Genomic DNA, 25,112 nt, shown 5'->3' on the forward strand with positions numbered 1-25,112 from the left:
ACTGGCAGGCAGGGAACACTCACAATTTCTACCACCGAGGCTCAGCTACTGTTGGCCTGGACAGTGAGATGTTCCTTGCCTGCCTTACTTTCTTCTGCCATCTATCTCAGTAAAACCTGAATCAGCTGAACAAAGATATACACTGCCGCCGCCACTCGTATTGCCTGCCAAGCCCATCTGAGATAGCGCCATTCATAGCGTTCTCTGGCATTAGCCTCTGCTATAGCGGAGTCATAACGCTTTTTTTTCTTTCTCCTGACTTCGTCTATTACCCACAGGATGAGAATAAAGATAATGATGGTTTTCTGAAGTATGGGATTATCCACTAAAAATGACTCCGGCTTGCTCGCTGAAAAAGCAGAATAGAGGAACAGTCGTCACGTATCCACCACTAAATGTGGGGGTATGAATGAAATTTACCCTGATTCGATTTTGAGATGACCCTGCCCGTAGCCGGTTTCTCCGCTGTGAATGCGCAATCTCTGGTGCGACGTATCAGGCTGACGGCTATAAGCAAGGAGCGGGCCTTGAGTACCATTCATTTTCGCCAGAACAAAAATAGATAGGGTCGTGCCTACAAATAAATAAACTCATAACTCACAATGTAACTTCCAATATTATTCACACGGGCCGTTACCCACACCCCAGTCATTCCCTGCTTACGGTGGCTGTGCAGATATTCTTTGTTTGTACAAAGCTGAATCCATCTGTTGGTGTTCTGATCTTTTAACCAGAGACCCGCTTCACAATGGCCATGCTTACCTCTCGAAGGCCCCGGAAAGACAACCTCATATTCAGATTCATAGCCAATTATTTTGTCCGGGAAGAGATAGACATAAATATCATAACAATTTAAGCTCAATACAAACCCAAGGCAAAAGCCGCTAAAAAAAGCACTGGCAATATATTCTAATGTTTTGTTAAAAGTGCGCAGGTAAAAAGCGCGCATAACAAAAATTGTTCCAATCAAAACGCCAAGTGAAATATATGTCATCCATTCAGGGACGGATTTTTTAATATAGTATTATGGGAGATGCCAGATGCCCATGACATATACCAGAGCCATCCACCTAAAACGCTGAATATCACGGCTGTAACAAGTAATTTCTTGCGTTTATCTTCGAAAGAATAATTTTTAGTCATGGTTTTGTTTTGTATGTATCAAACGAAAGTGTTGACCTTACCAGGAAAAGCTATTTTATATTATTAAATTCAATATGCCTCCTGTTTCGAGTTAAATTTTTTGAGCTTCCTCTTTTGACCGTAGCTTGCTCGCTACCCGCGAGCAAGCCACACCCCTTAGCGATACAGCGTCTTTTCCGCAACCGGAATAAGGAGCCCGGATCGCCAGTCCGCGAGCGTCAGCTGCGCAAGCTTACCCAGCGCGGTATAAAACGGATGGTTGGCGTTCTCGACAAACACCGTCAGGAAGCGGGTGCTCCACGGCAGCAGGTGCCACGCCAGAAGCTGAGCGCACTCCGCCTCGCGGCCGTTCTCGGCCAGCCATGCCGCCAGCAGCAGCAAAGTCCCGAAGTGATCTTCCGGTTCATTCTGCTGCATTTCAAATGCGATAGCGTTCTCCCGCATCCACTGGCGCAGCGCGAGGGTCGAGTCGCCGAACAGCACGGATTCTCGGTCCAGCCAGACGGAGCCCCACGGTGGCGCGGGCAGGGCGTAAGGGCCAATAAACAGTCGTTGCCAGGCGTCCGTCAGCGGCTCATCGGCAGACGCGGCAAAGGTGTCGGCTACGGGTCGCAGCGTTTCCGAAGGCAGAGGCCAGTCCTGTACCCATTCGCCTGCGGTGAGAGCCTGCACCAGCGGCGCGGCCTGCTCGCTGTCTGGTGCGAAATAAAACAGCGCACCCAGCACCCGGGCGCTGAACGCGAACGATTCACGATGTGAGACATCTTTCATTACATCTTCCTTGCTCGCGCGGAGGGTGTCCGCGCGACTGAGTTAACCGATAATACAAACCATAAAATAAACCACGGTCACGCCATTCACCCGTTACACCTTCTCGATCTGTACCAGATTGGTGTGCTGCGGGTTGCCTTTGGCCAGCGGTGACGGGCGGTGCGTGGTCAGGGTGTTGATGCATGAGCCGTGGTCGACACGATCGCCACTCATATTGGCGTCGTGCCAGGCCCCCTGGCCCATAGCGCTGACGCCGGGCATGATGCGCGGCGTCACTTTCGCTTCAATTCGTACCTCGCCGCGGTCGTTAAAGACGCGCACCGTATCGCCGTTCTTAATGCCGCGTTTTTCGGCATCGACGGGATTAAGCCAGACCTCCTGGCGGCAGGCGGCTTTCAGCACGTCCACGTTACCGTAGCTCGAGTGGGTACGGGCCTTAAAGTGGAAGCCAAACAGCTGCAGCGGGAACCGCGCGCGCTCGGGCGCGTCCCAGCCGTCGAAGGTTGACGCGTAGACGGGCAGCGGGCTGATGGTCTCATCTTTTTCCAGCTCCCAGGTGGCCGCAATCTTCGCCAGCTTGCTGGAGTAAATTTCAATCTTACCCGATGGGGTTTTCAGCGGATTGGCTTCCGGGTTTTCACGGAATTTTTTATAGGCCACAAAATGGCCGTTCGGATCTTTGCGCTTGTAAATGCCCATTTTTTTCAGCTCGTCATAGGACGGCAGTTGAGGGTCTTTTTCGAGCATTTTGGCATACAGATACTGCAGCCACTGTTCCTGCGTCCGTCCTTCGGTAAATTTCTGATGGATATCCGGCCCGAGGCGTTTCGCCACTTCGCTCATGATCCAGTAGATGGGCTTGCGTTCAAACTTCGGCGCGGTCACGGGCTGAAGGAATATCAGGTAGCCCATGTTGCCCGCATAATCGTTTGGAATGATGTCTTCCTGCTCGACGGTCATCAGGTCCGGCAACACGATATCGGCATACTTCGCTGACGACGTCATGAAGTTATCAATGACCACAATCATTTCGCACTTGCTTTCATCCTGCAGGATATCGTGGGTTTTATTGATATCGGAATGCTGGTTGATGAGGGTGTTGCCCGCGTAGTTCCAGATGAACTTAATCGGCACGTCCAGCTTATCCTTGCCGCGCACGCCGTCGCGCAGGGCGGTCATCTCCGGCCCACGGGCGATGGCGTCCGTCCAGCTGAAGCAGGAAATTTGCGTTTTGACCGGGTTATCCGGCAGCGGCATACGTTCGATGGTGATGGTGTATGTGGACTCACGCGCGCCGCTGTTCCCGCCGTTGATCCCGACGTTTCCGGTGAGGATCGGTAGCATCGCGATAGCGCGGGAGGTCAGCTCGCCGTTCGCCTGACGCTGAGGTCCCCAGCCCTGGCAGATATAAGCCGGTTTAGCGGAGCCGATTTCCCGGGCAAGCTTAACGATGCGATCGGCGGGAATACCGGTGATGCGGGAGGCCCACTCCGGCGTTTTCGCCGTGTGGTCATCGCCCTGGCCGAGAATATACGCTTTGTAGTGACCGTTAGCGGGTGCGCCTTCCGGCAGCGTTTTTTCGTCATAGCCGACGCAGTATTTGTCGAGGAACGGCTGGTCGACCAGGTTTTCGTCGATTAATACCCAGGCAATACCCGCCACCAGCGCGGCATCGGTTCCCGGACGGATCGGGATCCATTCATCTTCGCGTCCGGCTGCCGTGTCGGTGTAGCGCGGGTCGATAACAATCATGCGCGCGTTGGACCGCTCGCGAGCCTGTTCCAGATAGTACGTAATCCCGCCGCCGCTCATGCGCGTTTCCGCCGGGTTATTGCCGAACATCACTACCAGTTTGGTGTTTTCGATGTCCGAGGTACTGTTGCCGTCGTTGCTGCCGTAGGTGTAGGGCATCGCGCAGGCAATTTGCGCCGTGCTGTAGGTGCCGTAGTGGCTCAGGAAGCCGCCGTAGCAGTTCATCAGGCGCGCCACCAGAGAAGCGTAAGGGGAGGAGTGGGTGATATTGCCCCCTACAATCCCGGAAGAGTAGTTGATATACACCGCTTCGTTGCCGTAGTTGGCCACCACGTCTTTCAGGCTGGCGGCGATCGTGTCGAGCGCTTCATCCCACGTGATGCGCTCGAACTTGCCTTCGCCGCGTTTGCCCACGCGCTTCATCGGGTAGTTCAGACGGTCAGGGTGATTGATGCGGCGACGAATAGAACGTCCGCGCAGGCAGGCGCGCACCTGGTGATCGCCATACACATCCTCGCCGGTGTTATCCGTTTCGACCCAGTACACTTCGTTGTCGCGGACGTGCAGACGCAGCGCACAGCGGCTGCCGCAGTTGACCGAGCAGGCGCCCCACACCACGGTATCTTCAGGAGGCTGGACGGCGTGCTTCACCGCAGCGGCAGCGCTTTTAAGGCCAAAGGGAAGCGAGATCCCACCAGCGGCAAGCGCCAGAGAACCTATCGCCGTAGATTTCACGAGAGTTCGACGGCTAATTCCGCCGTCGTAATGTTCAGCATCGGACATGGCTCACCCCATCATTATTATTGCGTATTATTTCTCCCGAAATGATATCCGTGCTAATGATGGGGTGAGTGTTACTTATTTGGGGGTATTAGATCTTAATCCTTATCAAATCAAAGGGAATTGACGCTCAATTACTGAGGTTCAGCTGCCGCACCGCTGCCTGTGCGGGTGTACAGAATTTTAAAGGTGTCGTTAGCGCAGTGGCCTACAACCTGCGTGCCCGGCTGATCGGCCTGGTCGTTCGGCACAATGTTCAGCGTAAAACCTGACTCAGGCACGCCGTTGTTGACGATCTTCTGCTGAATGTCGCTTTTCACGCGCTCGCAGGAATCCGGTGCCGCAAGCGCGGCCGTTGAGGCACTCATTAACAGCAGGGCGGTAATCCAGGGTAACCGTTTCATCTGTAGCTCCTTTTCTCTGTGTAGAGATTAATTTTAGCAGGCTTCGTGTAAACATCTGTATTTGCTAATATGATTGGGAATAATCTCCCTGTACGGAAATGAATGTGAAGAAATATGCAGCGATAACGCTCCTGGCAGCAACACTGGTGGGGTGCGACAACAGCTCCGCGCCGCTGTCGTTTACGCCCGAGATGGCGAGTTTTTCAAACGAATTTGATTTTGATCCGCTGCGCGGCCCGGTCAAAGACTTTACCCAGACGCTGTTCAACGAGAAGGGCGAAGTGTCCAAACGGGTCACCGGCACCGTCTCGACGGAAGGGTGTTTCGATACGCTGGAGCTACACGACCTGGAGGCCAACACCAGCGTGGCGCTGGTGTTGGATGCTAATTACTATCTTGATGCGGAAACCCAGCAGCGTAAAGTGAAGCTGCAGGGCAAATGCCAGCTGGCCGAACTGCCGTCAGCCGGGGTAACGTGGGATACCGACGACAACGGATTCGTGGTGGCGGCGCACGGCAAAGAGATGGAAGTGAAGTATCGCTACGACGCGGATGGTTACCCGCTGGGCAAAACCACCGTCTCAGGGGATCAGCATCTGTCCGTCCAGTCGACGCCGTCGAAAGACCTGCGCAAAAGAATGGATTACTCGGCAGTCAGCATGTTGAATGACAAGCCGCTGGGCAACGTGACGCAGAGCTGCGACTACGATCGCCACAATAACCCGGTGAGCTGCGATCTGACCATCACGGACGACAGCGTCAAACCCGCCGTTGAGCACAAGTACACCATCAAGAACACGATTGAATATTACTGAGCGTAAAGTGCATTTTGTGCGTTTCGCCCGGCGGCGCTACGCTTGCACGGGCCTACAATGAAGCACCCTGTAGGCCGGGTAAGCACAGCGCCACCCGGCAAGAAAGACAGCTCAATGGTTTATGACACGGTTTGTCATCAATCTTACTGCGCGGTAGGTTTCAGCAGGCTGGCGCCTGACGGTTTATGTCCGGCCAGGTGCTGATGCTGGAAAATGCACATGCGGATGGTGTTGCGGTATTCACCGTTGATAAAGAACTCGTGAATCAGCTCGCCTTCTACCATAAAGCCCAGCTTGCGATAGATATGGATCGCTTTTTCGTTCTCTTTGTCCACAATCAGGTAAAGCTTGTAGAGATTCAGAACGTTGAATCCGTAATCCATTGCCAGCCTGGCCGCGCGTGACGCAAGGCCTTTTCCCTGATGCTCAGGGGAGATGATGATCTGGAACTCCGCCCGACGGTGAACGTGGTTGATCTCAACCAGCTCCACCAGCCCGGCTTTTTCACCTTCACACTCCACCACAAAACGACGTTCACTCTGATCGTGAATGTGCTTATCGTAGAGATCGGACAGCTCGACAAAGGCCTCATAAGGCTCTTCGAACCAGTAGCGCATCACGCTGGCATTGTTGTCGAGCTGGTGAACAAAGCGCAGGTCTTCACGCTCCAGCGGACGGAGTTTAACGTCGCAGGGCACCGACATTATGGGGCTACCGTGCGGCCAGTGCGGCGATCCAGGCAGCGCAGGGTGTTAGGCTCCCAGTAGGCATTGACGTTTGCACTTTGCTGACACTTATCGCGCGCGTCAAAAGCGACATCTTCTTTGTCCCACTCTTTTTCGGCACGTTTGTTGACCTTCTGGCGAAGGCTACGGGTGTCATTCCATTGTTCTTTGTCCATCGCGGCGTTCTGGCGGCTTTGCGCGCTGTCACCAGACTCAATAATGAGCTTGCTGGTTTCCGCTGTCGCAGAGGCGGCAAAGGCGAACGATGACAGCGCCAGCAGGGCTGTCAGACAAAGGCGTTTGCTTAATGTGGTCATAGCGTTTCCTTTTAAATGGGTGCAGATAATCAAGTTACCCCGTACAGATTCTACACTAAAGCGAAATGACGGCATACCCGCGGAGCAAGTATGGAAAAGTAAAGGGCATCATCAGGTATGATGGTTAAATAAATCCTCACCTGACGTGAAATATGCTTAAAACGACGCTGCTTTTTTTTGCGACTGCGCTGTGTGAAATCATCGGTTGCTTCCTGCCCTGGCTCTGGCTCAAAAAGGGGGGAACCGTATTGCTGCTCATTCCGGCAAGCGTTGCGCTGGCCCTGTTTGTCTGGCTGTTAACGCTGCATCCGGCGGCCAGCGGGCGCGTTTATGCGGCTTACGGCGGCGTCTATGTCTGCACGGCGCTGCTGTGGCTACGCGTGGTGGACGGCGTCAAGCTCAGCGTCTATGACTGGGCCGGCGCGCTGATTGCCCTGTGCGGTATGCTGATTATTGTGGCGGGATGGGGCCGCGCATGAGCCCCCGGTTTTGTGATCGTTAGCTTATTTTACGATCATTATACTTGTATGGTAGTAGTGTAGTTGCGTAAATTTCCGGCATCACAACGAACGATGTAAGGAAAGGAATTATGAAGATTGTCGCGGCTGACGTGTTTGTTACCTGCCCGGGGCGGAACTTTGTCACCCTTAAAATCACCACCGATGAGGGGATTGTCGGCCTCGGTGACGCCACGCTAAACGGACGCGAGCTCTCCGTGGCCTCATACCTGAAGGATCACCTTTGCCCCCAGCTCATTGGCCGCGATGCGCACCGCATCGAAGACATCTGGCAGTTCTTCTACAAAGGTGCTTACTGGCGTCGCGGTCCGGTTACCATGTCGGCCATCTCTGCCGTGGATATGGCGCTGTGGGATATCAAAGCCAAAGCGGCCAACATGCCGCTCTACCAGCTGCTGGGTGGCGCCTCACGCGAAGGGGTGATGGTCTACTGTCACACCACCGGCCACACCATTGACGACGTGCTGGAAGATTACGCCCGTCACAAAGAGATGGGCTTTAAGGCGATCCGCGTGCAGTGCGGCGTGCCGGGCATGAAAACCACCTACGGCATGGCCAAAGGGAAGGGTCTGGCCTACGAGCCTGCGACCAAAGGCGACTGGCCGGAAGAGCAGCTCTGGTCCACCGAAAAATACCTCGACTTCACGCCGAAGCTGTTCGACGCGGTGCGCAGTAAATTCGGCTTCAATGAGCATCTTCTGCACGACATGCACCACCGCCTGACGCCCATCGAAGCGGCGCGCTTCGGCAAGAGCATTGAAGCGTTCCGCATGTTCTGGATGGAGGATCCCACCCCTGCGGAAAACCAGGCCTGCTTCCGCCTGATCCGCCAGCACACCGTTACGCCCATTGCGGTAGGCGAAGTGTTTAACAGCATCTGGGACTGCAAGCAGCTCATCGAAGAGCAGCTGATCGACTATATCCGCACCACCATTACCCACGCAGGCGGCATCACCGGGATGCGCCGCATCGCGGACTTCGCGTCGCTCTATCAGGTGCGTACCGGCTCGCACGGTCCGTCGGATCTGTCGCCCGTGTGCCATGCCGCGGCGCTGCATTTCGACCTGTGGGTGCCGAACTTCGGCGTGCAGGAATATATGGGCTACTCCGAACAGATGCTGGAGGTCTTCCCGCACAGCTGGCGCTTTGATAACGGCTATATGCATCCGGGCGACAAGCCGGGGCTGGGCATCGAGTTTGATGAAAAGCTGGCGGCGAAATACCCGTACGATCCGGCCTATCTGCCGGTGGCCCGTCTTGAAGACGGCACGCTGTGGAACTGGTAAGCGAGGAGCAAACGATGAAAAGCGTAGTGATTCAACAGCCGAACGAACTGGTAATTGAAGAGCGTCAACTCCCGGTACCTGGCGCAGGTGACGTCCGCGTCAGTATCAAGCTGGCCGGGATATGCGGGTCGGATAGCCACATCTACCGCGGCCATAACCCGTTTGCGAAGTATCCGCGCGTCATCGGCCATGAGTTTTTTGGCGTGATTGACGCCGTGGGCGAGGGCGTTGACAGCGCGCGCCTGGGCCAGCGCGTTTCGGTCGATCCGGTAATCAGCTGCGGGCACTGCTACCCGTGCTCCGTGGGAAAACCGAACGTCTGCACCTCGCTGGTGGTGCTGGGCGTTCACCGTGACGGCGGCTTTAGCGAATATGCGGTCGTGCCCGCACAAAACGCCTGGCCCATTCCGGATGACATTCCTGATAAGGACGCCGTCATGGTTGAGCCCTTCACCATCGCCGCCAACGTAACGGGGCAGGCGAAACCGACTGAACAGGACGTCGCGCTGATATATGGCGCCGGGCCGATGGGGCTGGTTACGGTTCAGGCCCTGAAAGGCGTCTATCAGGTGAAGCAGGTTATCGTGGTTGATCGCATAGACGAGCGTCTGGCGATGGCCCGGCGCAGCGGCGCGGATTGGGTCTTTAATAACGGTGAGCAGTCGCTGCAGGCCGCGCTGGAGGAAAAAGGCATCAAACCGACGTTAATCATTGATGCCGCCTGCCATCCCTCCATTTTGCAGGAAGCGATAACCCTGGCCTCACCGGCGGCGCGCATCGTGCTAATGGGGTTCTCCAGCGAGCCGAGCCAGATTGTTCAGCAGGGCATCACCGGCAAAGAGCTGGCGATCTTCTCCTCGCGCCTGAACGCCAACAAATTCCCGGTCGTTATCGACTGGCTGAAGAGGGGGCTGATCGACCCGGAAAAACTGGTCACCCATACCTTTGACTATCGCCACGTTAAAGACGCCATTGAACTGTTTGAGAAAGACCAGCGGCAGTGCTGCAAAGTTTTGCTCACGTTCGGCCAATAATCATTTACGCGGTTAAGCGCCTGCGCAGACAGGCGCTATGTGGTACGCATCTTACCTTTCAGAGATAGCCATTATGACGCAAGTACAACCTCAAAGAACCACATCCGATCTGGTGAAAGCCGCCGTTTCCGGCTGGCTGGGCACCGCCCTGGAGTTTATGGACTTCCAGCTTTACTCGCTGGGTGCCGCTCTGGTCTTCCATGAGATCTTCTTCCCGGAACAGTCCGCCGCGATGGCGCTGATCCTCGCGATGGGCACCTACGGCGCAGGCTATATTGCGCGCATCGTCGGCGCCTTTATCTTCGGCAGAATGGGCGACAGCATTGGTCGTAAGAAGGTGCTGTTCATTACCATCACCATGATGGGGATCTGCACCACGCTGATTGGCGTCCTGCCGACCTACGCGCAGATCGGGATTTTTGCCCCCGTGCTGCTGGTGACGCTGCGCATTATTCAGGGCCTCGGCGCCGGGGCCGAGATCTCCGGGGCCGGGACCATGCTGGCGGAGTACGCGCCGAAAGGTAAACGCGGCATCATCTCCTCGTTGGTGGCGATGGGGACTAACTGCGGGACGCTGAGCGCAACGGCGATCTGGGCCATCATGTTCTTTGCCCTCGATCGTGAACAGCTGCTCGCCTGGGGCTGGCGCGTGCCGTTCCTCGCCAGCGTCGTGGTGATGATCTTCGCCATCTGGCTGCGTATGAACCTCAAGGAGAGCCCGGTCTTTGAGAAAGTGAACGATGTGCAAGCTGCGCAGCCGGACACCTCACTGGGTTCCATGGTGAAAAGCAAATCCTTCTGGCTGGCGACCGGCCTGCGTTTCGGCCAGGCAGGCAACTCAGGTTTGATCCAGACCTTCCTCGCGGGCTATCTGGTCCAGACGCTGCTGTTCGATAAGGCCATCCCGACCGATGCGCTGATGATCAGCTCCATTCTCGGGTTTATCTCCATTCCGCTGCTGGGCTGGCTTTCCGATAAAGTGGGGCGCCGTCTGCCGTACATTATCCTCAATATCTCCGCCATTATTCTGGCCTATCCGATGCTGTCGATCATCGTCGATAAGAGCTATGCGCCGGGGACGATCATGCTCTGCATCATCGTTATCCATAACTTCGCCGTGCTGGGGCTGTTTGCGCTGGAAAATATCACCATGGCGGAGATGTTTGGCTCGCGAAATCGCTTTACCCGTATGGCGATCTCCAAAGAGGCGGGCGGTCTCGTAGCGGTGGGCTTTGGTCCGGTACTGGCAGGGATTTTCTGCAATATGACCGGCTCCTGGTGGCCGATTGTCGCCATGCTGGTGGCCTATTCCGTGATTGGACTGATCTCGGCGATCCTGATGCCGGAAGTGCGCGACCGTGATTTAAGCGCGGCGCAGGACGCAGCCGAGTCTGCGCCGAAAGAGACGGTCGGTTACGGTGCCGTCTCCTCGCGACGCTGATGGTTTATAGCTTGCGCTACCTGTCACACAACTTTGATTTTGTGTCACACCACATGAACAAAAGTTAATATAAATCAAAATCTCAAACGGCAGTATCAGTATGGTTGATGGCAGTAATTTTTTACCCCAACTGCCATTCTAGTTGGTGTAGTCAGCAGGCGCTGCCGCTTCAGAAAGAGCGGCAGCGATCCACAGCTTTCTAATAAACGAGTCTTAATCATGGAAAATACCTTATTACAGGCCAATGCGACGCTGCCTCAGTACGATCGCGACAGCCTTAAAGCTCGCATCGTTCATTTAGGCTTTGGCGCATTTCACCGGGCGCATCAGGCAGTGTATGCCGATATTCTCGCCGCTGAGCACGGCAGCGACTGGGGCTACTGTGAGGTTAACCTGATTGGTGGTGAGCAGCAGATTGCCGATCTGCACGCGCAGGATAACCTCTATACCGTGGCGGAAATGTCTGCCGATGCGTGGACCTCCCGCGTGGTTGGCGTGGTAAAAAAGGCGCTGCATGCGCAGGTTGACGGGCTCGAGACCGTGCTGGCCGCGATGTGCGAACCGCAGGTGGCGATTGTCTCGCTGACCATCACCGAGAAAGGGTACTGCCATTCCCCGGCGACAGGGCAGCTGATGCTCGATCATCCGTTTATCGTCGCAGACCTGCAAAACCCGCACCAGCCAAAATCTGCGCCGGGTGTGGTCGTGGAAGCGCTGGCGCGGCGTAAGGCGGCGGGTCTGCCGGCGTTTAGCGTGATGTCCTGCGATAACATGCCGGAGAACGGTCACGTGATGCGCAATGTCACCTGCGCGTACGCCCGTGCGGTAGACGGTGAGCTGGCGGACTGGATCGAATCCCACGTTACTTTCCCGTCAACGATGGTGGATCGCATCGTGCCTGCGGTCACCCCCGACACGCTGGATAAAATTGAACAGCTTACCGGCGTGCGCGATCCGGCGGCGGTGGCCTGTGAACCGTTCCGTCAGTGGGTGATCGAAGATAACTTTGTGGCCGGCCGTCCAGCGTGGGAAAAAGCCGGAGCCGAGCTGGTGTCAGATGTTATTCCGTTTGAAGAGATGAAGCTGCGCATGCTTAACGGCAGCCACTCATTCCTGGCGTACCTGGGCTATCTGGCGGGCTATCAGCATATTAACGACTGTATGGAAGATGAAAACTACCGCGTCGCCGCGCACGCCCTGATGCTTAACGAGCAGGCGCCTACGCTGAAGGTCAAAGGCGTCGATTTAGGACGCTATGCCGATCTCCTGATTGCCCGCTACAGCAACCCGGCCCTGCGCCATCGGACCTGGCAAATTGCAATGGACGGCAGCCAGAAGCTTCCGCAGCGCATGCTGGATTCCGTGCGCTGGCACCTAGTGTATCAGAAGCCTTTCCCGCTGCTGGCGCTGGGCGTGGCAGGGTGGATGCGCTATGTCGGCGGCGTGGACGAGCAGGGTAACGCGATTGACGTGAGCGATCCGCAGCTGGCAGTGATTCAGGCGGCGGTTAAAGGCAGTGCGGAAGGGGAAAGCCGGGTCAGGGCGCTGCTCGGCATCGAGGCCATCTTCGGCAAGGAGCTACCGCGTGAAGCCGTCTTTGTTGATGCGGTGATGAAGGCATACCAGACGCTGCTGCAAAAGGGCGCGAAAGCGACCGTGGCGCAGTACGTGTCTCAACGGTAATTCAGTACATGCCGCCGTTCGCGGCGGCATCTCTGCGCACCGTTTAGTGCATACCCAGGCGAATCAGCTCAATCGGTTCGAACTTACCTTCGCATCCTTCCACTTCAACCGTTTTGCTGCGGCGCACCTGCGCGGCATCCAGCCCGTCGCTGTGGATCGCTTTAATCACGCCAGTTTTGCCTGTGCCGTTAATCATGACGCGGCTGCCGGTGGTGATTGCATTGCGGTTACGGTCGTATGTCATCATGGTATTTTCTCCTCTCTAACCTGTTCGTTACGGCGTTATTTCAGGGTTGCCGTTCACGGGGCATATAAATACGCCTGTCTGCATCAGATGTTTTTGTTTTTGATCAAACTCACACTTTTTTCTTTATTGCGTCGGGTGCTGACGGTTCACGACAGCAATTGACAAAGCAGACCGTTATTTTCATTAACTGATAGTTTCATCAGGGAAGCGTTGAGGGTTGGTTTATTTTCCCGGTGCCATTCTGGATACAGGAAATAACCCTTTCATCGGAATAAGGAGCCAGGCTTATGTATAAGAAGATTTTGATGCCTGTTGATGTATTTGAAATGGATTTGAGTGACAAAGCGGTTCGCCACGCGGCTAACCTCGCGAAGGCCGAGGGCGCGTCGATTACCCTGGTCAATATTCTGCCGACCAGCAGCCGATCCCTGCTGCGCGGTTTTAACGCCGATATTAAAAAGTTCGAAGAATATATGACTGAGGAATCCGGGAAGAAAATGAACGCCTTAAAAAGGCTGTTCGACATCTCGCCGGAGAAAATTGACAGCCTGGTTCGCTTTGGCAACGTCCGCGATGAAATTATCAGGCTGAGCAAAGAGGGGGAATATGACGCGATCGTCATCGGGTCGAAAAATCCGGGCATCACCACCCATCTGCTGGGATCAAATGCGGAATCTATCCTGCGCTACGCAACCATTCCGGTGTTAGTCGTTCGCTAACCCTCTCGCCGCACCCGAAAGGGCGCGGCGAAATATTATTCTTCGCTAAACCACTCGCTATTTTCCTGACGAATCAGCTGCACGGATTCGCTAATTTCCTGCAGATGCAGCGTCATCGCTTTTTCCACGCCGTCCGGGTCGCGTTTTTCCAGCGCGCTGAAAATATCATGGTGTTGTCGGAGCAGCATTTCCGGTGGAGAGACGTGATCGAGACTCATATAACGCACGCGGTCGATGGTGGCCTTGATGTTTTCGATGGTGTCCCAGGCCAGCTGGCAATCTGCAATCTGCGCCAGCTTCTGGTGGAATTCATCATCTAGCTGGAAGAAATCATTCAGCTGCTTACGGTCAATCGCAATCCGCTGCTGATGCAGGTTTTGCTCCAGCAGGTAACACTGCTTGTCGTTGATGAGCGTTGCGGCACGCCGCGCCACCGCGCATTCAATGGCCTGGCGAACAAAACAGCCGTTGCGCACCTGAGAGAGTGAAATTTTGTTCACATAGCTGCCGCGCTGCGGGCGGATCTGAATCAGACCGTTTTCCGCAAGCTTAATAAACGCTTCACGCACCGGCTGACGGGAAACGTCAAAACGCACGGACACCTCTTTTTCAGAAAGCGGCGTTCCCGGTGGGATCAGGCAATGGACAATATCACGTCGCAAAATGCGATAGATTTGCTGGTTTACGGGCTGGGTGGGATTGAGTTGCGATTCAGCGGCCATGAGTTGTCATTTCTCAGAGAGTTAGCCTGAACATACTACCATTCTTTTATAACCCGAAACAGACCCGGCCCGCAGGCCGGGAAGGGCAGCGTTAGCTACGATGGACGCTAAGCCCGGCAAAACTCTGGCTGACCGGCATCATTTCTACGGTATTGATGTTGACGTGTTTTGGCAGCGTCGCCACCCACCAGACCGTTTCGGTGACGTCTTCCGGCGTCAGGGCGTTAGCGTTTTCATAGGTTTTGTCTGCTTTCGCGTCATCGCCTTTGAAACGCACCTTGGAAAACTCGGTGCCACCCACCAGGCCCGGCTCGATGTCGGTGACGCGAATGGCGGTGCCGTGGAGATCGGTACGCAGGTTAAGGCTGAACTGGCGCACAAACGCTTTTGTTGCGCCGTAGACGTTGCCGCCTGCATAAGGCCAGCTTCCGGCGGTGGAGCCGATATTGATAATGTGGCCGCGATTGCGCTCAACCATGCCCGGCAGCACCGCGCGGGTCATATAGACCAGCCCTTTGTTGTTGGTGTCGATCATGTTTTCCCAGTCTTCCACGCTGGCTTTGTGTGCCGGCTCCATGCCCAGCGCAAGACCGGCATTGTTGACCAGCACGTCGATGGCGCGCCACTCGGCGGGCAGGTTGGCAATCATCTCTTCAATCGCCGCGCGGTTACGCACGTCCAGCTGCGCGGTCAGGATGCTGTCGCCTAATTCGTCCTTCAGCTCCTGCAGACGTTCCTGACGGCGGCCCGTTGCAATAACCTTGTGCCCGTTGGCGACGAAGCGACGCGTGATGCTTTCACCAAAACCTGCCGTTGCCCCGGTAACTAAAATAATCATCTCACTGTTCCTCAACGCTTTTTGTGTTTAACTAACATAGCACGGCCGCAGAGGGTGCGTTAAGGCAACATTTGTATGACAGCGTTGCAGGGGATGGCGGCCTGGCCTACTCTGGGAGGATACCCGTACTCAGGAGTGAAAGATGACGGCCACGAATCCTTTTTTTGACATCAGCCTGCTGCCTTACCAGGCCCCCCATTTTGATCAGATCAACGACAGCCACTATCGTCCGGCCTTCGATGAAGCCCTTCGCCAGAAGCGTGCGGACATTGACGCGATTGTCGCTCAGGCCGCTGCGCCTGACTTCACGAACACCGTGCTGGCGCTGGAGAAGAGCGGCGCCATGCTCTCGCGTGTCAGCAGCGTGTTCTTCGCCATGACTTCCGCGCACACCAATCCGTTTTTACAGGAGCTGGAAGAACAGTTCTCCACCGAGCTTGCCGCGCTGGCAAACGATATCTGGCTGAATGACGCGCTGTTTGCCCGCGTGGAGAGCGTCTGGCAGGACCGTGCCGCGCTTGACGCCGAATGCCGTCGTCTGGTCGAGGAGCTGTATCAGCGGTTTATTCTGGCCGGTGCGCGTCTGAGTGAGACAGAAAAGACCGAGCTGAAGGCGCTGAATACCGAGGCGGCCTCGCTGACCAGCCAGTTTAACCAGCGTCTGCTGGCTGCCGATAAGACCGGTGGGCTGGTGGTGGATTATGCGCACCAGCTTGACGGGCTCAGCGCAACGGAGATCGCTGACGCGGCGCAGGCTGCCGCGGAGCGAGGGCTAAACGATCGCTGGCTGATCCCGCTTTTGAACACCACCCAGCAGCCCGCGCTTTCCGCGCTGCGCAATCGTCAGACCCGCGAAAACCTCTTCAACGCAGGCTGGACGCGTACCCAGAAAGGGGACGAAAACGACACCCGCGCGCTGATTCTACGTCTGACGGCGCTGCGCGCGCGGCAGGCCCGTCTGCTGGGCTTTGAGGATTACGCTAGCTGGAGCATTGCTGACCAGATGGCGAAAACCCCGGCCGCCGCGCTGGAATTTATGCGCGGCATTGTGCCTGCCGCCCGCGCCCGCGCGGAACGCGAGCAGGCCGATATTCAGAAAGTCATCGACGACGAGCAGGGCGGTTTCACCGTGGAGGCCTGGGACTGGGCCTTTTATGCGGAGCGCGTGCGCCAGGCAAAATATGCCCTCGATGAGTCGCAGATCAGGCCCTACTTTGCGCTCAATACCGTGCTGCAGGATGGCGTATTCTGGGCTGCCAGCCAGCTGTTTGGCATTCGCTTCGTCGAGCGCTTCGATATCCCGGTGTATCACCCGGACGTCCGCGTATGGGAAATTTTCGACCACACCGGCGAAGGCATGGCGCTGTTTTACGGTGACTTCTTTGCCCGTGATTCCAAACAGGGCGGGGCATGGATGGGGAATTTCATCGAGCAATCCTTCGAGTTTGCTGCCCGTCCGGTGATCTACAACGTCTGTAACTACCAGAAACCGGCGAATGGCGGTATCGCGCTTCTCTCCTGGGATGACGTAATAACCCTGTTCCACGAGTTTGGCCATACGCTGCACGGTCTCTTTGCCAGCCAGCGTTTCGCCACCCTTTCCGGCACCAATACGCCGCGTGATTTTGTTGAGTTCCCGTCGCAAATCAACGAGCACTGGGCCAGCCATCCTAAGGTGTTTACCCACTATGCGCGCCATTACGAAACCGGCGAACCGATGCCGGACGCGCTGCGGGAAAGCATGCTCAACGCGACCCATTTCAATAAGGGTTATGACATGACCGAACTGCTGGGTGCCGCGCTGCTGGACATGAACTGGCACGGCATCAGCGAGGCCGTTTCGAGCGTGGAGGATTTTGAAGCGGCAGCGTTGAAGAAAGAGGGGTTGGATCTGCCCGCCGTTCCGCCGCGCTACCGCAGCAGCTATTTTGCCCATATTTTTGGCGGCGGCTACGCGGCGGGGTATTACGCCTACCTGTGGACGCAGATGCTCGCTGACGATGGCTATCAGTGGTTTGTCGAGCAGGGCGGGTTGACTCGCGAAAATGGACAGACATTCCGCGAGGCCATTTTGTCCCGCGGGAACAGTACTGATTTAGCTGAACTTTACCGGAACTGGCGCGGGCACGATCCGAAGATTGAGCCGATGCTGGATAACCGCGGATTGAGCGAATAGAGTCAATGCTGTATGAAAAAAGAACCGGGCTTTACGCCCGGTTTTTTATACGTCTGTAACCGTTTCAGCATAAAAACTAAGATTATGTTCTTTATAAATAAAACCGGCGAGGTTAAAGGTCACTCCCTCCGGGAGATGTATTTAACCGAATTCAGGCTGTAAGAGAGCTAATAATTTGATCTGGATTGTAAAAATCAAATGTTCTTTAAGCTTAAGGGTTTTAACTATAAATTTTTATTATTCTTTGCCGATAAATAAAGGTGGCATAAAAATTGGCGTATTAGCAGTATAAGAAGGCGAATGATGACCCTACCTCTGAACAATCCCGGTTTTACGGATGCCGAGCCTTCTAAGGGGCTGATAAATAAAACCTTTACCTATATAGTGACATTGTTGATAAGTATTTTCATTGCGGCAATAATTTCCCTGCTATTAATAAAAAATAATGTTAATAAAATCAGCGATAAGCACGATGAATTTTTGTTAAGGAAAGCCCTGGATTCCCGCCAGGAAAGCATGCGAAGTCACTTGAAAGATAATGCTGAATGGGGAGATGCCTACAAACATCTTCATTTGAACACTGACGTTCACTGGGCATGGGATAAGCAGAACCTGGGTAAGTCCCTGTATGACAACTTTGGCTACGAAGGGGTGTTTATTCTCTCCCCGGAAGGAACCACGCGATACAGCGTGCTTGACGGGAAACTGAAGCTTCAGGATCTCGGGCGCTGGTTAGATAAATCAACCAAGGAGCGATTACTCCGTGAGGTGAGCGTTAACAATGGATTGCCGGTTTCTATGCTCACGCTTATCGATTCCGTTCCAGCCATTGTTTCTGCTGAATGGATAACAACGGGCGATGACGCGAGCGTGCAACCCTTGCCGGGGAAACCGTCGATAATGGTGTTTGTAGACAAGTTAACGGCTAAAAAACTCCTCGCGATTGGGCAGGATGCCGGTATTAAAAATGTTCGTACGTCACCTGATGCAGTCACTTCTCAAATAAACAATCAAACAGAATTTACCTTAAGCACCCAGAATGGTGATGTGCAAATTATCTGGGACGGTGAAAATCCCGGCCAGGCATTGATTATTTATTTTTTACCATTACTCATTCTTTCAGTTATTCTGACGGTATCGATGACGGTTATTCTCATGCGCCATATTATGCAGAAGGCGAGAATGCTTGACGAAAATACCTTTCTCCTCGAGCAGGCGCGGTTGAATCTTATCACCAGTGAAAAACGATTCCGGGACGTCAGTGAAACAACCAGCGACTGGTTCTGGGAAACAGATTTATCGTTAAAGATAACCTGGCTTTCAGGTCGTTTTTCTACAGTAACGGGATATGAAAATAGCAAATGGATAGGCCGCAGGCTGGATGAACTCTTTCCTGCGTCACGCGGATTATTACAAAACTGTGTGAGGCTCAGGGAATTAACTGAACGCTTTGAATTTAAAAACTGTCCTTATATTCATGCGCAACAATCTACGGCCTATTGCACGCTTCTGGCAAAGCTTTCTGCTCAGCCTGATGGAACGGTGGTCTTGCGAGGCGCGGCAACCGACGTTTCTCTGGAAGTTGAAGCAACTAAACGGGTGGAGTTCCTGTCACGTCATGATGAATTAACCGGTCTGCCGAACCGCTATCATATTAAGGAATTTCTGGCAGGCCAGTTGGCTAAAGAAGACCTTAACCATTATCCCTTTGCCATGATTTGCCTCGATTTAGACAAGTTTAAACCCGTCAATGATATTTTTGGGCACTCCACGGGGGATGCGCTGCTTGGCGAGGTCGCTCTACGTCTTAAAAATTGCGTTCGTCGAGGTGATTTTGTCGCACGGCAGGGAGGGGATGAATTTATGCTTCTTCTCGGCAATACCAGCCAAAAAGACCAGATTGATGAGGTGTGTCACCGCATCGTACAGGAACTAAACCGTCCTTTCTCCATTGAGGGTAATGATGTCGCAATAGGCGTAAGCATGGGGATTGCGCTGGCTCCCCTGGATAGCAGCAGCGCAAACGATCTTTTACGCTATGCCGATATTGCGCTTTACCAGGCTAAGCAATCCGGTAGGAACAGATGGGTCTATTATCGCCCGGATATGTCGGAAAAGTTAACTGAACGGAGAAAACTGGAACTCGAACTGAAAACCGCGATTCGCGAAGAGCAACTCTATCTGGTGTACCAGCCGCGTTATAACCTCCGATATTCTAAAATAGAGGCCGTCGAAGCGCTGGTACGTTGGCAGCACCCGCACCGAGGGACGATGATGCCCGATCAGTTCATCCCGCTGGCTGAAGAAACAGGTCTGATTATTAACCTCAGCAACTGGGTCATACGCAAAGCGTGTGCGGAGACGAAAGATAAATTACCGGGACTATCGGTATCCGTAAATATTTCCGCTATCGAATTCCAGGCAAGCGATCTTGCTGAAAGGATAAAAGAGATCCTGCATGAAACAGGGCTAGAACCTGACCGACTGGAAATAGAAGTGACGGAAAATGTCACGCTTTCCGATCCTGAAAAGACCTTGCAGACCATGAAGGCTCTCAAAAAAATGGGCGTCCGTATTTTGATTGACGATTTCGGTACCGGCTATGCCTCACTGAGCTATCTCCGGAAGTTTCAGTTTGATGGACTCAAGCTCGACAAGAGCTTTATTTTTACCCTGGGGGACTCGCCGCAGAACCAGTCAGTCGTGGAAAAAATTATCGACCTGGGGAAAGCCTATTCCATGGCGGTAACCGCAGAAGGGGTGGAGACCGCCGAACAGCTCTCTTTTCTGAAAAAAAATAAATGTGATGAAGTTCAGGGCTACCTGCTTGGAAAACCGGCCGCCATTACGGAATTAAATTTAAACGCAAACAGAATAGATCTTTAAATTGTGCTTCCATCAGCTTCGCACGCTTTACGCCGGGAAGCGAAAATGAAAAACCGGGCTTCTCGCCCGGTTTTTTGTCATCTGCTATCTGACCGTATACAGAGGCGCAAGCGCGTTCTATCTAACGACCAGCACAGGACATTTCGCATGCCGCACCACTGCCGCAGCGTTCGAACCCAACAGATACGTCGATATGTCAGGCTTATGGGAGGCAATGATGATCAGGTCGGCGCCGATCGTGTCAGCGAGCTTAAGGATTTGATCCTTAGGCGATCCCGTCACGGCGTGAGTCTGTATCTTATCTGCAGGAATTTTGAATTGCTTAACAATCTCATCCAGTTTCGCTAAAGCAGCGTGCTGGAATTCTTTCATCTTCGGCATTTCTGCGGGGTAGGCCAAACCTAACGATGAATAATAGGGAAGCGATGGAATAACAGTAAGAAAGTGAACCTTGGCCGTGTTAAGTGCGGTGTGTGCCTGAACGAACGGGATAACCATGTGCGTCAGGCTATCCTCGGAAATGTCAATGGGAACCAAAATGGTGTTGTACATGTGCCCCTCCTGAGTGTTTTTTGCACAACTCAGAGTAGGCCGTTAATTCCTGCAAAACAGAGAGCAGGCTGTCATAACGAGGACAAATTTTGGTTATGTGATATTCGCCCGGTCGAACATGCCTCTGAATTCGTCAAGTAGTGTGACAAAGAACGTTTGTTGAACGGGGCATCCTGGGATTCATCGGCCCATGTCACTGCCCATTTCTGCAAAACGGGAAGCCTCAACCGGGCGCAATGCCCGGTATCGTGTTCATATTGCGTGGCAGCTTACGGAAGCCATAATTTTATTCCCGCCGATATTACCCATAATTAGCTCGAGTAATTTCCGGTATTCCTCACGGGTCATTACCTCGGCCCGTATTTCAGTTTTTCCTTCTGCTTGCGCCGTATCGCAATAAATGGCTTTCAGACTCAACGTCAACTCTTTCGCCATGTTGACCACACTCTGCCGCACCGCATCTTCATGCTCGTCATCACAGGTGATTTTCAGGACATAGCATTTTTCGCCTTCATGGAGCGCGGGCAGTTGATTAATCCGCTGCGCAGCTTCGCGAAGCAGGATGTTGGCGCACAGAATAATCACGCTGGCCATACCAGCATTCCAGAATTGACCTAATCCACATAGCACGCCAATTCCGGCCGAACACCACAGCGTCGCGGCGGTATTAAGACCGCGAATATTCATTCCCTCACGCATAATAACGCCAGCGCCAAGAAAGCCTATTCCGGAGACAATCTGCGCTGCAATACGCCCCGGGCTATCGGGTGACGTCGAGAGGGAACTTAAAATAAACACGGCCGCACCCGTTGCAACCAGAGCATTGGTACGAAGCCCGGCCATACGTTGGCGCCACTGTCTTTCCGCGCCAATAATTGCGCCCAGCAGCATCGCTGCGAGCAGATGAGAGATATAAGGGAACATCAGCCTGTCGCCTGTTAACATGATTACACGATAAGCGTCAGCGCTTCACAAAGCACAGTATGACGCCGTTAAAACGCAAAGCATGTCAGCGCGAGGGCGGCGGAAAGAGTGAATGATTAAACATGAACATCGCGATGCTCCACAAATTTGGTCGTTCTTAATGTATTGGGATGCAATCACGTCAAGAGGATTGCTGCCCACCGTTAAGGTAAGCAGCGAGAAAATCGCGTCAGCTTACCTTCGTATCAACGATAAAATGGCTTTCCAACGAAGGACTCCTGTGAAATTTTTTGCCAGTATAAGCAGGCGCAATAATGAGTAAAGTAAAAAAACAGCGCCCTTGATGTATTGTTTAAGTTTGCAGGGAATATTTTTCAGACGTCATCTGATTTTCAAAAATACCCGGTATACTGCATTTTGCTTATTTCAGGCAATAACAGGCAAGGCAGGAAGTATGTCTCTTCGTTCGCTGCGGGCGTTATGCCTGACAAGTTTTTTCATTGCTGATGTTCGTGATGGTCTGGGGCCTTTCCTCGGTATTTTCCTGACCGAACGCCACTGGACCCCTGATGATATCGGCATCCTGATGACGGCCGGCGGGCTGGCGGGGTTACTGGCCACGCTGCCGGCGGGGTTCATCACCGACACCTCCCGCAACAAGCGCGCTGTGCTCGCGCTACTGTGCATTCTGATCACGCTCAGCACGCTTCTGCTCTGGTTTAGCCAGCAGAGCAGCGTTGTCGCCGTGTCGCAAGTCGTCACCGGTATCTGTGCGGCATTTGTCGGGCCGTTAATCGCCGGGATTACGCTGGGGTTGACCGGGCAGGGCGGGTTCAGCGCGCAGATGGGTAGAAACGAAGCGTTCAATCACGGCGGCAATTTTGTTACAGCACTGATCGCGGGCGGCATTGCGTGGTACTGGGGCGTGGGCGGGATTTTCCTGCTGATGACCAGCACCACGCTGCTAACGCTGTGTGCGCTGCTTGCCATTCGCAACAGCGATATCGATAACGACGCGGCGCGCGGGCTGTCCTCTTCAGCGAGCCTGCCGGTCCCCGGTTTTGCGGTGCTGATGAAAAACCGGGCGCTGTTTGTGACCGGGCTGACGCTGTTGCTGTTCCACCTGGCGAACGCCGCGCTGCTGCCGATGCTGAGCATGAGGGTTGCCGCGGCACCTGCCGCGATCAACCCCGGTTTGTATGCGGCAGGTACCGTCATCATTTCTCAGGCCGTGATGATCCCCGTCGCCATCTGGGCCTCGCGCCGGATCGAACACTATGGCTACTGGCGCTTGATTATGTTGGCGCTGCTGGTTATGCCGGTGCGTGCGGCGCTGGCGGCATCCACGGATGCGCCGTTAATGATGATCCCGGTACAAATTCTCGACGGCCTGGCCGCCGGGATCCTGGGGGTCGTCGTACCGTCGTTTATTGTGGTGCTGCTGCGCGGAAGCGGGCACGTCAATGCCGGGCAGAGCGTGGTGATGTTGATGCAGGGAGTAGGGGCATCCATGAGTCCGGCATTAACCGGGACGATCGCCGGTCATTACTCGTTTGCGACGGCATTCAGTGTCCTGAGCGCGATTGCGCTGGCTGCCGTCCTGCTCTGGTGGCGCGTTGCGCACCGGAGCTGGGAAACAAACGCGCCGGGTGAGGCTTAGCCGCCCACCCGGCGTAGCACTTAAGCCAGCTCGTTAGGGCACGCTTCGCCCTTTTCCAGCTGCTGCAGGTTCCCCAGCGTGGTTTCTGAAATGCTGATCAGCGCTTCGGCCGTCAGAAACGCCTGGTGACCGGTAAACAGCACGTTATGGCAGGCAGAGAGGCGACGGAACACGTCGTCCTGGATGACGTCATTAGACTTGTCTTCAAAGAACAGATCGCGTTCGTTCTCATACACGTCCATCCCCAGCGCGCCAATCTTCTGGGTCTTCAGGGCTTCGATAGCAGCCTGAGAATCAACCAGCCCGCCGCGGCTGGTGTTGATGATCATCACGCCATCCTTCATCTGGTCAAACGCCGCCTGGTTAAGCAGGTGGTAGTTTTCCGGCGTCAGCGGACAGTGCAGGGAAATCACGTCGGACTGCGAGAACAGGGTCGGCAGGTCGACGTACTCCACGCCCAGATCCAGCGCTGCGGCGCTTGGGTACGGATCGAATGCCAGCAGACGCATGCCAAAGCCTTTCAGAATGCGCAGGGCAGCCACGCCAATTTTACCGGTGCCGATTACGCCAGCGGTTTTGCCGTACATGGTAAAGCCGGTCAGCCCTTCCAGCGAGAAGTTGGCGTCACGGGTGCGCTGATAAGCGCGGTGAATACGACGGTTGAGGGACATCATCATGCCAATCGCATGTTCAGCCACCGCTTCCGGGGAGTACGCCGGAACGCGCACCACCTTCAGACCCAGCTCTTTTGCCGCGTCGAGGTCCACATTGTTGAAGCCCGCACAGCGCAGGGCGATGTACTTCACCCCCTGTTTTTTCAACTCTTCCAGCACCGGGCGACTGCCGTCATCGTTTACGAAAATGCAGACGCCTTCACAGCCGTGCGCCGTTTTGGCGGTTTTTTCGGACAGCAGAAAGTCGAAAAATTCAAGCTCAAACCCGTAAGCCTCGTTAACATGTTGCAGATACTTTTTGTCGTACTGCTTTGTGCTGTATACCGCGAGTTTCATAAGACTTTCTCCAGTGATTTTGCATTCACGTTAGCATGATTAAAATTATCTTACAATTTCTAAAATATTATTGAATTCAATAAGTTCTATCAATTATTCTAGAGCATATGTGCACCCTAACTCCATGATATTCATATCCACCGATTTCTTAAGCGGGACTGACACCAGCGACATGTCTGCTTGTTTTACTCTAAGGGGGCTATGGGGGAGACTAAAGTCACAACAAGTGCGTATGTTTGGGTAAGTGGTTTCCCAATGCTTGAAAATGTGACTACCTTTAGCTGTTAAAATGACGTAGCTCTTTGAATGTCCTAACATCGAAGGTAGTATTATTAATATCATTTTAAAATGACAGGGAGACCGAATGTACAACCATAATCGGGATAAAAGTCATTTCGAAGAGAAAGTCTTAGAGATTGAAAATCTTGCGCAGCGAATTGCCACAAAGCATTTGCTTTATGGTACCGCTGGTATGTTTTTTGAAACTCAACAACTTGTTGCTCACCTGAGAAGGGAGATCGAGTCGCATTGCTTGACCTGGTCAGGCGGGATTCAATTACTTGATGAACAGATACATCATCTTAAGGAACAGGATGATTTACTCACCTTCAATAAAGCTAAGTTATTTATTGTTGTTGAAAAAAACCGAACAACAACGACGACTTTAGCGCTTAAACAGATCGGTTTCGTTGCCGGTGGGGCGCAAGTG

23 protein-coding genes and 1 pseudogene are annotated in these 25,112 nt (G+C 54.0%); 11 read left to right on the forward strand and 13 right to left on the reverse strand.

Going from position 1 to position 25,112, the window contains the following annotated elements; genetic code table 11:
• Nucleotides 1–101: 101 nt before the first annotated feature.
• From ACVCAM_RS12715 to ACVCAM_RS12735, 5 genes and pseudogenes are all read right to left on the reverse strand, one after another.
• Nucleotides 102–326, reverse strand: coding sequence for a hypothetical protein (locus tag ACVCAM_RS12715; RefSeq protein ID WP_021241216.1), 225 nt, complete (start codon nucleotides 324–326; stop codon nucleotides 102–104).
• A gap of 248 nt (nucleotides 327–574) precedes the next feature.
• Nucleotides 575–1,143 (reverse strand): annotated as a pseudogene (locus tag ACVCAM_RS12720) (hypothetical protein).
• A gap of 156 nt (nucleotides 1,144–1,299) precedes the next feature.
• Nucleotides 1,300–1,914, reverse strand: a complete 615-nt coding sequence (gene dmsD / locus ACVCAM_RS12725) for a Tat proofreading chaperone DmsD (RefSeq protein WP_023327344.1) — start codon at nucleotides 1,912–1,914, stop codon at nucleotides 1,300–1,302.
• Between the two features lie 93 nt (nucleotides 1,915–2,007).
• Complete coding sequence (gene ynfE, locus ACVCAM_RS12730; protein ID WP_407223305.1) at nucleotides 2,008–4,449, reverse strand: selenate/tellurate reductase subunit YnfE; 2,442 nt, start codon at nucleotides 4,447–4,449, stop codon at nucleotides 2,008–2,010.
• A 131-nt stretch (nucleotides 4,450–4,580) separates the two neighbouring features.
• Entirely contained in the window at nucleotides 4,581–4,850 is a 270-nt protein-coding gene (locus ACVCAM_RS12735; protein WP_021241220.1) for a DUF1161 domain-containing protein, read from the reverse strand.
• A 98-nt stretch (nucleotides 4,851–4,948) separates the two neighbouring features.
• On the opposite strand from ACVCAM_RS12735, the gene ACVCAM_RS12740 reads away from it, so the two are divergent.
• Complete coding sequence (locus ACVCAM_RS12740) at nucleotides 4,949–5,665, forward strand: YnfC family lipoprotein (RefSeq protein ID WP_008502416.1); 717 nt, start codon at nucleotides 4,949–4,951, stop codon at nucleotides 5,663–5,665.
• A 143-nt stretch (nucleotides 5,666–5,808) separates the two neighbouring features.
• Here the strand turns inward: ACVCAM_RS12740 and speG are convergent, their stop codons facing one another.
• Nucleotides 5,809–6,369: a spermidine N1-acetyltransferase gene (gene speG, locus ACVCAM_RS12745; protein WP_126306857.1), complete on the reverse strand. Its 561-nt coding sequence runs from the start codon at nucleotides 6,367–6,369 to the stop codon at nucleotides 5,809–5,811.
• A complete protein-coding gene (locus ACVCAM_RS12750; RefSeq protein ID WP_008502414.1) occupies nucleotides 6,369–6,707 on the reverse strand; it encodes a DUF1283 family protein in 339 nt (112 codons plus the stop codon). Before ACVCAM_RS12750 ends, speG begins: the two co-directional genes overlap by 1 nt.
• Before the next feature lie 152 nt (nucleotides 6,708–6,859).
• Between ACVCAM_RS12750 and ACVCAM_RS12755 the strand changes: the two genes are divergently transcribed.
• From ACVCAM_RS12755 to ACVCAM_RS12775, 5 genes are all read left to right on the forward strand, one after another.
• The gene (locus tag ACVCAM_RS12755; protein ID WP_059361347.1) at nucleotides 6,860–7,186 is read left to right on the forward strand and encodes a YnfA family protein; all 327 of its coding nucleotides are present in this window, start codon (nucleotides 6,860–6,862) and stop codon (nucleotides 7,184–7,186) included.
• A gap of 110 nt (nucleotides 7,187–7,296) precedes the next feature.
• Entirely contained in the window at nucleotides 7,297–8,511 is a 1,215-nt protein-coding gene (gene manD / locus ACVCAM_RS12760; protein ID WP_023292552.1) for a D-mannonate dehydratase ManD, read from the forward strand.
• 14 nt (nucleotides 8,512–8,525) lie between these two features.
• On the forward strand, nucleotides 8,526–9,545 hold the full coding sequence (locus ACVCAM_RS12765; RefSeq protein WP_407223306.1) for a Zn-dependent oxidoreductase: 1,020 nt from the start codon (nucleotides 8,526–8,528) through the stop codon (nucleotides 9,543–9,545).
• Between the two features lie 73 nt (nucleotides 9,546–9,618).
• Nucleotides 9,619–10,986 carry an MFS transporter gene (locus ACVCAM_RS12770; protein ID WP_008502410.1) on the forward strand — a complete coding sequence of 456 codons (1,368 nt, stop codon included), beginning with the start codon at nucleotides 9,619–9,621 and terminating at the stop codon, nucleotides 10,984–10,986.
• A 219-nt stretch (nucleotides 10,987–11,205) separates the two neighbouring features.
• Nucleotides 11,206–12,669 carry a mannitol dehydrogenase family protein gene (locus ACVCAM_RS12775; protein ID WP_407223307.1) on the forward strand — a complete coding sequence of 488 codons (1,464 nt, stop codon included), beginning with the start codon at nucleotides 11,206–11,208 and terminating at the stop codon, nucleotides 12,667–12,669.
• Between the two features lie 43 nt (nucleotides 12,670–12,712).
• Here ACVCAM_RS12775 and ydfZ read toward each other — a convergent pair whose 3' ends face one another.
• On the reverse strand, nucleotides 12,713–12,916 hold the full coding sequence (gene ydfZ / locus ACVCAM_RS12780) for a putative selenium delivery protein YdfZ (protein WP_407223308.1): 204 nt from the start codon (nucleotides 12,914–12,916) through the stop codon (nucleotides 12,713–12,715).
• Between the two features lie 287 nt (nucleotides 12,917–13,203).
• Here ydfZ and ACVCAM_RS12785 point away from each other — a divergent pair, with 287 nt between their 5' ends.
• The gene (locus ACVCAM_RS12785; protein ID WP_023292549.1) at nucleotides 13,204–13,635 is read left to right on the forward strand and encodes a universal stress protein; all 432 of its coding nucleotides are present in this window, start codon (nucleotides 13,204–13,206) and stop codon (nucleotides 13,633–13,635) included.
• Nucleotides 13,636–13,670: 35 nt separating this feature from the next.
• Here ACVCAM_RS12785 and ACVCAM_RS12790 read toward each other — a convergent pair whose 3' ends face one another.
• A complete protein-coding gene (locus ACVCAM_RS12790; protein ID WP_008502405.1) occupies nucleotides 13,671–14,357 on the reverse strand; it encodes a GntR family transcriptional regulator in 687 nt (228 codons plus the stop codon).
• Between the two features lie 91 nt (nucleotides 14,358–14,448).
• Complete coding sequence (gene ydfG, locus ACVCAM_RS12795; protein ID WP_407223309.1) at nucleotides 14,449–15,195, reverse strand: bifunctional NADP-dependent 3-hydroxy acid dehydrogenase/3-hydroxypropionate dehydrogenase YdfG; 747 nt, start codon at nucleotides 15,193–15,195, stop codon at nucleotides 14,449–14,451.
• 142 nt (nucleotides 15,196–15,337) lie between these two features.
• On the opposite strand from ydfG, the gene dcp reads away from it, so the two are divergent.
• Nucleotides 15,338–17,371 carry a peptidyl-dipeptidase Dcp gene (dcp, locus tag ACVCAM_RS12800; RefSeq protein WP_025911401.1) on the forward strand — a complete coding sequence of 678 codons (2,034 nt, stop codon included), beginning with the start codon at nucleotides 15,338–15,340 and terminating at the stop codon, nucleotides 17,369–17,371.
• Between the two features lie 303 nt (nucleotides 17,372–17,674).
• The gene (locus ACVCAM_RS12805) at nucleotides 17,675–20,257 is read left to right on the forward strand and encodes a bifunctional diguanylate cyclase/phosphodiesterase (RefSeq protein WP_025911400.1); all 2,583 of its coding nucleotides are present in this window, start codon (nucleotides 17,675–17,677) and stop codon (nucleotides 20,255–20,257) included.
• A 117-nt stretch (nucleotides 20,258–20,374) separates the two neighbouring features.
• Here the strand turns inward: ACVCAM_RS12805 and uspF are convergent, their stop codons facing one another.
• Together uspF and ACVCAM_RS12815 are read right to left on the reverse strand one after the other, a co-directional pair.
• Complete coding sequence (gene uspF, locus ACVCAM_RS12810) at nucleotides 20,375–20,809, reverse strand: universal stress protein UspF (RefSeq protein WP_025911398.1); 435 nt, start codon at nucleotides 20,807–20,809, stop codon at nucleotides 20,375–20,377.
• 252 nt (nucleotides 20,810–21,061) lie between these two features.
• Entirely contained in the window at nucleotides 21,062–21,733 is a 672-nt protein-coding gene (locus tag ACVCAM_RS12815) for an MgtC family protein (RefSeq protein WP_025911395.1), read from the reverse strand.
• A 454-nt stretch (nucleotides 21,734–22,187) separates the two neighbouring features.
• Here ACVCAM_RS12815 and ACVCAM_RS12820 point away from each other — a divergent pair, with 454 nt between their 5' ends.
• Complete coding sequence (locus ACVCAM_RS12820) at nucleotides 22,188–23,393, forward strand: MFS transporter (protein WP_021241320.1); 1,206 nt, start codon at nucleotides 22,188–22,190, stop codon at nucleotides 23,391–23,393.
• Between the two features lie 20 nt (nucleotides 23,394–23,413).
• Here the strand turns inward: ACVCAM_RS12820 and ACVCAM_RS12825 are convergent, their stop codons facing one another.
• Nucleotides 23,414–24,403 carry a 2-hydroxyacid dehydrogenase gene (locus tag ACVCAM_RS12825; protein ID WP_008502392.1) on the reverse strand — a complete coding sequence of 330 codons (990 nt, stop codon included), beginning with the start codon at nucleotides 24,401–24,403 and terminating at the stop codon, nucleotides 23,414–23,416.
• A 364-nt stretch (nucleotides 24,404–24,767) separates the two neighbouring features.
• Here ACVCAM_RS12825 and ACVCAM_RS12830 point away from each other — a divergent pair.
• Nucleotides 24,768–25,112, forward strand: a 345-nt coding sequence (locus ACVCAM_RS12830; protein ID WP_447093607.1) for a DUF4225 domain-containing protein, incomplete at its 3' end; no start/stop codon positions are given.

This window comes from Enterobacter sp. CFEC122, from assembly GCF_052983755.1.